The 7,103-nt window shown below is 43.2% G+C and carries 8 protein-coding genes and 1 tRNA gene; all 9 read right to left on the bottom strand.

Annotated elements, in window-relative coordinates:
- Positions 1–104 precede the first annotated feature (104 nt).
- The 9 genes from HMPREF9420_RS08300 to metK all read right to left on the bottom strand — a co-directional run bounded on the left by HMPREF9420_RS08300 (position 105) and on the right by metK (position 7,053).
- Positions 105–365 (bottom strand): hypothetical protein, encoded by a 261-nt coding sequence (locus HMPREF9420_RS08300; RefSeq protein WP_007135148.1) that lies wholly within the window; start codon positions 363–365, stop codon positions 105–107.
- A gap of 594 nt (positions 366–959) precedes the next feature.
- Positions 960–1,030, bottom strand: a tRNA-Gln gene (locus HMPREF9420_RS08295).
- Positions 1,031–1,228: 198 nt separating this feature from the next.
- The gene (locus HMPREF9420_RS08290) at positions 1,229–1,804 is read right to left on the bottom strand and encodes a hypothetical protein (protein ID WP_007135146.1); all 576 of its coding nucleotides are present in this window, start codon (positions 1,802–1,804) and stop codon (positions 1,229–1,231) included.
- A gap of 94 nt (positions 1,805–1,898) precedes the next feature.
- On the bottom strand, positions 1,899–3,200 hold the full coding sequence (tyrS, locus tag HMPREF9420_RS08285; protein WP_007135145.1) for a tyrosine--tRNA ligase: 1,302 nt from the start codon (positions 3,198–3,200) through the stop codon (positions 1,899–1,901).
- 89 nt (positions 3,201–3,289) lie between these two features.
- The gene (gene yidD, locus HMPREF9420_RS13470) at positions 3,290–3,541 is read right to left on the bottom strand and encodes a membrane protein insertion efficiency factor YidD (protein ID WP_007135144.1); all 252 of its coding nucleotides are present in this window, start codon (positions 3,539–3,541) and stop codon (positions 3,290–3,292) included.
- Entirely contained in the window at positions 3,538–3,942 is a 405-nt protein-coding gene (gene rnpA, locus HMPREF9420_RS08275; RefSeq protein WP_007135143.1) for a ribonuclease P protein component, read from the bottom strand. The genes yidD and rnpA overlap by 4 nt, the downstream gene beginning before the upstream one ends.
- A 24-nt stretch (positions 3,943–3,966) precedes the next feature.
- On the bottom strand, positions 3,967–4,713 hold the full coding sequence (locus HMPREF9420_RS08270) for a uroporphyrinogen-III synthase (protein WP_007135142.1): 747 nt from the start codon (positions 4,711–4,713) through the stop codon (positions 3,967–3,969).
- A gap of 7 nt (positions 4,714–4,720) precedes the next feature.
- Positions 4,721–5,737, bottom strand: a complete 1,017-nt coding sequence (locus tag HMPREF9420_RS08265; protein WP_007135141.1) for a DUF4271 domain-containing protein — start codon at positions 5,735–5,737, stop codon at positions 4,721–4,723.
- A 59-nt stretch (positions 5,738–5,796) separates the two neighbouring features.
- Positions 5,797–7,053, bottom strand: coding sequence for a methionine adenosyltransferase (metK, locus tag HMPREF9420_RS08260; RefSeq protein ID WP_007135140.1), 1,257 nt, complete (start codon positions 7,051–7,053; stop codon positions 5,797–5,799).
- Positions 7,054–7,103: the final 50 nt, after the last annotated feature.

Below are 7,103 nucleotides of genomic sequence, written 5' to 3'. Positions count from 1 at the left end.
TGTATGGTTTGCGTGGAACAACGCCATAGGTGTTGCGCTTTTTTTGATTAATCCGCCATGAAAGATTTCGTTGTAAGCGTGCCTTCATAGAAAAAGCTCAACACCTATGGCGTTGAATCTCCTTGCGAACGTTTACCCGGGGTAGGCTCGTTCCTCGCTAACCCCGGGCTATCAAAAGAACAACTCGTACCGAGTTGCGTGGTAGGAGCATTCATGGTAATAGATACATCCATTGGAATATCGGCATAACATCTACGGAGTTGCATCGTTGCCACATTCACAATGACAAATACATCCATTGCGATACCGGCATAACACCCATGGCGTTGCCTGATGGGAGTATTCATCATAGTGGATATATCCATTGAAATATTGGCACCTTTTGGCGTTTATTTATTCGCATGTTGCCATCAATTGTATTACAAAATACATGTTTCAACGCCGTAGGTGTTGTGTTTTTGATAGCCCAGGGTTGCCAAACGATAGTGCAGGCTACCCTGGGTTGGCATATGCTGTGCATGGAACAACGCCATAGGTGTTGCGCTTTTTTTGATTAATCCGCCATGAAAGATTTCGTTGTAAGCGTGCCTTCACAGAAAAAGCTCAACACCTACGGCGTTGAATCCCCTTGCGAATACTCACCCGGGGTAGGCTCGTCCCTCGCCAACCCCGGGCTTTCAAAAGAACAACTCGTACCGAGTTGCGAGATGAAACAATTGTGAAGGTGACATGGTTGATAATCAAAGATAAAATGATTTGGGCCAAATCACGCAAAGAAACCACAATACTGATGATGCAGAATCGTTCATTCCATAAAACGAATAACATCAACGTAGCTCAAGAAACCTAACTAAAATGGACGGAAAAGGCGCTTCATACGAACAGATTTTGAGGCAAAACAAGGAACATGGAGAAACAAAAAGCGCCAAAAGATATAAGTATCTTTCGGCGCTTTTGAGTTGTCCCAGGCGGATTCGAACCACCACTGACAGAACCAAAAACTGTAGTGCTACCATTACACCATAGGACAATCTGGGTGCAAAGGTAATGTTTCTTTCGCACACTACCAAATTTTTACTTAATTTTTTGTTATTCCTTACACATCGACCTCTATTGTTTTGATTGCTCTTGAAGTTCTATTACGCGCGTGATATCAAAAGAAATGATAGACCGATTGTAACAATCATTAGCGCGAGATAGGTCGAAATCAAGACGATTTCCTGTTTTTTTAGCTCTTTTTTTCGCCTTTCAATCGCAACTGATAGTGCATGAAAAAGCGTGCATCTTCTTCTGAAGTAATGACAAAAGGATGGCTTATGGTGCCGTCACCCGTTGAAGATATGGCATCAAGAACGCACGTTGCTATGCGCCGATAGTATGCTTCTGTTTCAACATTTATAGGAGAATTGGTGCCATTTCCTACCATATTACGTGCTTCTCTGCCCATAAAAACGATGGCAGGGAGGCTGATAGGATTGATAGTGAGCGCCTGTTGGGCGTAGGTTATGGCTTTGTTGGTGTTGCCTTTAATAAGGGCTTTGAGCATTTCTTGAACCATTTTTTCTTCCTTTCCCTGGCTGATATAGCTTTGTCCGATATAGATTAACTGGCTCTTCGCTGTGGTTATCGGAGACTTAGTCACGCCATTTAGTAAGGTTTTCACAAGGTTTCGAATGCTGTCAGGACGCGAAGCGCATAGTGCTTTGATGTGTTTCCATTCGGCCTTATCAAAGCTTTTATATTCCTGAGCAGTACAGATGAGCGCGCAAAACAGAAGTAGAAAGGTGATTATATATTTCTTCATGTGACATCATTTGAGATAGATGAAGCAAATATACAAAAAAGTCTGCAAGGTAAAGTGCCTTGCAGACTTCTTTTATTGATATGCAAATGAAATCTTACTTGACGGTGATGAGATAATAGTTCTTCTTTCCGCGTTGCACAAGAAGATATTTTCCATCGATAAGGTCATCGGTTGTGACAAGCTGATCAAAGGCAGAGAGTTTCTCCTTATTCAAGCTTACACCACCTCCTTTGACGAGTTTTCTCATCTCACTCTTGCTTGGGAAGATGTCCATTCCCTCTTGATTGAACACATCTACAGCGGGATTACCGAGCAATGAGCGGTCAATCGTGTAGTGAGGAACATCTTTGAACACATCGTTTAGAGTAGCCTCATCCAATTGAGCGAGGCTATCCTTGGTGGCTTTACCAAAGAGTATGTTGCTCGCGGCAATGGCCATATCGAGATCTTCCTTTGAATGTACCATCGTTGTGACCTCTTCTGCGAGACGTTTCTGTAGGATTCGTCGGCCCGGATCTTGCTGATGTTCGGCTACAAGCCCATCAATCTCCTCCTTATCAAGGTCAGTAAAGATTTTGATATAACGCTCGGCATCGCTATCACTGACGTTCAACCAGAACTGATAGAAGGCATAAGGTGTGGTGCGTTGACGGTCAAGCCAAACATTTCCGCTTTCCGTTTTGCCAAACTTCTTGCCATCTGCCTTTGTAATCAATGGGCAAGTGAGACAGAAAGCCTCTGCATCGTTGCCAAGAGTACGGTGGATAAGTTCCGTTCCTGTGGTCATATTGCCCCACTGATCGTTTCCACCGAGCTGCAATCTGACGCCATAGTGCTGATATTGATAAAGGAAATCATAGCCCTGTAAAAGCTGATAAGTGAACTCAGTGAATGAAAGTCCATCGCGAGCTTCACCATTTAATCTCTTCTGTACACTGTCTTTGGCCATCATATAATTGACTGTGATGTGCTTTCCGACTTCTCTTGCGAAATCAAGGAACGTGAAATCCTTCATCCAGTCATAGTTATTAACGAGTTCTGCCTTATTCGGCTCGCTGCCATCAAAGTCAAGGAACTTCGCCACTTGCTTTTTGATGGCCTCTTGATTGTGGTAGAGCGTCTCTGAATCTAATAGGTTTCGCTCCTGACTTTTACCCGAAGGATCGCCTATCATGCCCGTAGCTCCACCAACAAGCAAGTAAGGTTTATGTCCACAACGCTGCAAATGGCGCAACATCATGATGCCACAGAGGTGACCGATATGCAGAGAATCCGCCGTGGGGTCAGTGCCTAAATAGGCCGACACCATGTGGGTCTGCAGATATTCTTCTGTTCCCGGCATGATCTGTGCAAGCATACCACGCCATTTAAGTTCTTCAACGAAGTTCTTTGCCATGTCTTTTTATATTATGAAAAGCAGCCAGATGCATTTTGAATGCGGCTGCATTGTTTATTGATATGTCGTGAGTTGGTTTCCGATGCCATTCAAGGCACGGGATCATATCCGCTTCCTCCCCATGGATTACACCTGAGAATGCGCCATATTGCCAATGCAAGTCCCTTCAACGGGCCATGTTTGATGAGAGCTTGTCGGGCATATTCCGAGCATGTTGGTGTGAAACGACACGATGGAGGCGTGCAAGGTGAGATGACATGTTGGTAGAAGTAGATGGGTAAAAGCAATGCTCCCACTACAAGACGAGATAGCCAATGCAAGAGAGTGTGTAGCGTTTTCATAGCTTTTCACTAATGCGTTGCATCAAGTTTCCAACCTTTTGCTTGACCGTTTCAGTAGGCCAGAGCTTGTCATCAAGCCATATAAACGCCATGACGACACTCTGCTTGTCTTTGACTTTGAGTGAAACGATTTGGCGTTGCAAGCGATATGCCTCGCGCACTTGACGTTTAACCCGATTGCGTTTTACGGCTCGTTTGAAATGTTTCTTAGGCACACTAACGAGCAATTGCGTGGGAGGTAGTGAGGCATCTCCTTCATCTTTCGTCATTGTCATATAGACAACACGCAACGGAAAGGCTGACATTGTGTGACTATGTCCGCCATTAAAGAGCCTGTCAATAAGCTTTTTACTACATACACGCTCTTGTTTCGGAAGTCGATGAGAGAGGTTTTCCACCATCTACTGCTATCGGTTTATGACGATTTACTTATTTTCTGCAAGATAAGCCTTTAGCGCTGAGGTCATCGAAGGATGTTCCTTACTCGGCGCAACAAGGTCTATGTGCATGCCTTCTGCCTCAACTTCTTTCGCAGTTGCAGGCCCAAAAGCCGCTATTTTGATGTCACCTTGCTTGAAATCTGGAAAGTTTTTCTTCAGTGCTTTGACGCCCGTTGGACTGAAAAACACCAGCATATCATAGTCGAAGTCTTTCTTTTCTTCTTCTGTAAAGTCATTACTGATTGTGCGATACATTACACATTCGCTGTGCTTTAGCCCCTTACTATCGAGCATGTTCTTTATATCGTCGTTATGAACACTACTCAATGGCACCAAGTATTTCTCGTCTTTATGCTTCAACATCTGTGGCATGAGACCATCAATCTTACCATTTGTGCCAAAGAAAACCTTGCGTTTACGATATTGAACATACTTTTGTATGTAAAGAGCAATGGTCTCTATGAGGCAAAAATACTTCATATCCTCAGGTATAGTGATGCGTAATTCCTTTGCAAGCTTAAAGTAATTATCTATCGCATGACGTGAGGTGAACACTACAGCTGTATGATCTAACATGCTAATCTTTTGCTGTCTGAACTCTTTAGAGGATATTCCTTCAACCTTAAAGAATGGTCTAAACACCATCTCTACACCGTGTTCTTGGGCAAGATCGTAATAAGGCGACTTCTCACTTGCAGGCTTCGGTTGAGAAATTAGAATCTTCTTTATCATTGATGTCTTAAAAATTGATTTTCAAATAACTATTAATCGTCGCCAAAACTCCCCACAATGCGAGCAAGGGTATGACTTCAAGCGCACAAAAGTACAAAATATTCTGCAGAAAACTACCTTTATATCTGAAAAAGATAAGATAGGTCTTATAAAACGAAAGGATTTTAAGTAGAATAATGATAAATGAAGAATAAATCATGGCATGATGCAGTTCAAGACCAAAGTAGGCCATAAGCATCACAACAGGAAATATTAACAAGCCCTCTGTTGACACGATAAAGAAGAATGACTTCAGCCATTGTTCATTTTTTTTCGCATCAAAGAACGTCAAATCTACTATCGAATAAGTGGCTATTTTCAATAGGAAATAGGCTAAGATTCCACCCGTAAACCATCCTATTACCTTATATTGTTCAACGATAAATGTGTCACTTATCGTGGCACGTGTATAGAAAAAGAACAGCAACGAGAGTTGAAGACACGTCTGAAGCATTAGGAAGAACTGGAAGCGAAGCTCGCTTGAAGTCTCTGAAATGACTGTAGTTTCACCATGTTGAACATAGAAGAAGTTCTTCGCTTGACGCTGAATGAATCGCTTCGACTTAGTATATCCCACCATACAAATAATGAAACAAGACAACAGAATGCCTGTAATGACATTGTCAGACGCTACAGAATAAGGTACAGGGTCACCTGCAACACCCAATCTTCCGCCAGGTTGTTCGGGATGAAACAACGGAGATTTTGAGAAGAATGATTCCTTATAATACCGCGGAAGCGTTACATCGCGCCAGCTTTTCCCAACGGGTTGTCCTGGAAGATGTAACGTATCAGGTCGATTACTCCAACGAATCTTACTGGGTTTAATATGTGCTTGAATGGCAGAATCTTGCTGTTCGGGCGTGGCATTCTTAGGCAACCACCCTATGACTTCAGCCGGAGTGGGTTGCTTCTGCACACGAACAGCCGCACCTTGTCGGCCTTGTTGCATCTCAGCACTTGCGATAGAATCTTCTTGTTGCATGGTTTCGGGGAGTTGAAAAAAGGGCAGATAGCAACTCTATCCACCCTCTTATTATGCTGTTATAGGTTGAATGCGCGCTTGATTTCGTCCACACGATCGAGCTTTTCCCATGTAAACAGCTCAACATCTATAGTCTTTGATTCATGATAATGACTTGTAAACGTCTTCTTTACCACCTCATTCTTGCGTCCCATATGACCATAAGCAGCAGTCTCTAAGTACATAGGTTGGCGCAGTTTCAGCATCCGTTCGATGGCACGTGGACGCAAATCAAACATCTCTTTGATTTTCTTTGCAATCTCACCATCACTCATTTGCACCTTACTTCGACCGAAAGTATCCACATAAACACTAACGGGTTGTGCCACGCCTATAGCGTAAGCAAGTTGCACAAGCATTTCATCTGCAACGCCAGCTGCCACCATATTCTTTGCAATATAACGTGTAGCATAGGCGGCAGAACGGTCTACTTTCGACGGATCTTTACCCGAAAAGGCGCCTCCTCCGTGTGCTCCCTTGCCACCATACGTGTCAACTATTATCTTACGTCCCGTCAAACCAGTATCTCCATGAGGTCCACCTATGACGAATTTTCCCGTAGGATTGACGAAGTATTTAATGTCATCATTGAACAATGCCAATACTTTCCCACCCAACTTTGCCTTTACACGTGGGATAAGAATATTGATAACGTCATCGCAAATCTTTGCCAACATTGCCTTATCATCGTCAAGGAAGTCATCGTGTTGCGTGCTAACAACAATCGTATCAATACGAAGTGGAATACCAGCATCACTATATTCAATTGTCACTTGACTCTTTGCATCAGGACGAAGATAAGTCATCTGCTTTCCTTCACGGCGAATTTCCGTCAAGGTTTGCATCAACAAGTGAGACAACTCCAATGAAACAGGCATATAATTCTCGGTTTCATTCGTTGCATAACCAAACATCATACCTTGATCTCCGGCACCCTGCTCGTCCTCATCTGTACGACTTACGCCTCTGTTTATATCGTCGCTTTGCTCATGAATGGCTGTCATTACGCCGCAAGAGTCGCCATCAAACTGATATTCGGCTTTCGTATAACCAATCTTTTTGATTGTGTTTCGGGCGATAGTCTGTAGATCTATATACTCGTTTGAACGCACTTCACCCATTATTACCACTTGACCTGTCGTGCAAAATGTCTCTATTGCACAATGCGAATGCTCGTCATAAGCGAGGAATTGGTCAAGTAACGCATCTGAAATCTGGTCGGAAACCTTGTCTGGATGACCTTCAGACACCGACTCTGAAGAAAATAAATAGCTCATTCTTCCATTACTTTTTTAGCGTGGAAAAACACCAAGTAACCGTAAAATCT

The organism is Segatella salivae DSM 15606, assembly GCF_000185845.1.
Classification (GTDB): Bacteria; Bacteroidota; Bacteroidia; order Bacteroidales; family Bacteroidaceae; genus Prevotella; species Prevotella salivae.
Note: the sequence above shows the minus strand (reverse complement) of the source record. Positions and strands in the feature narration are given on the sequence as shown.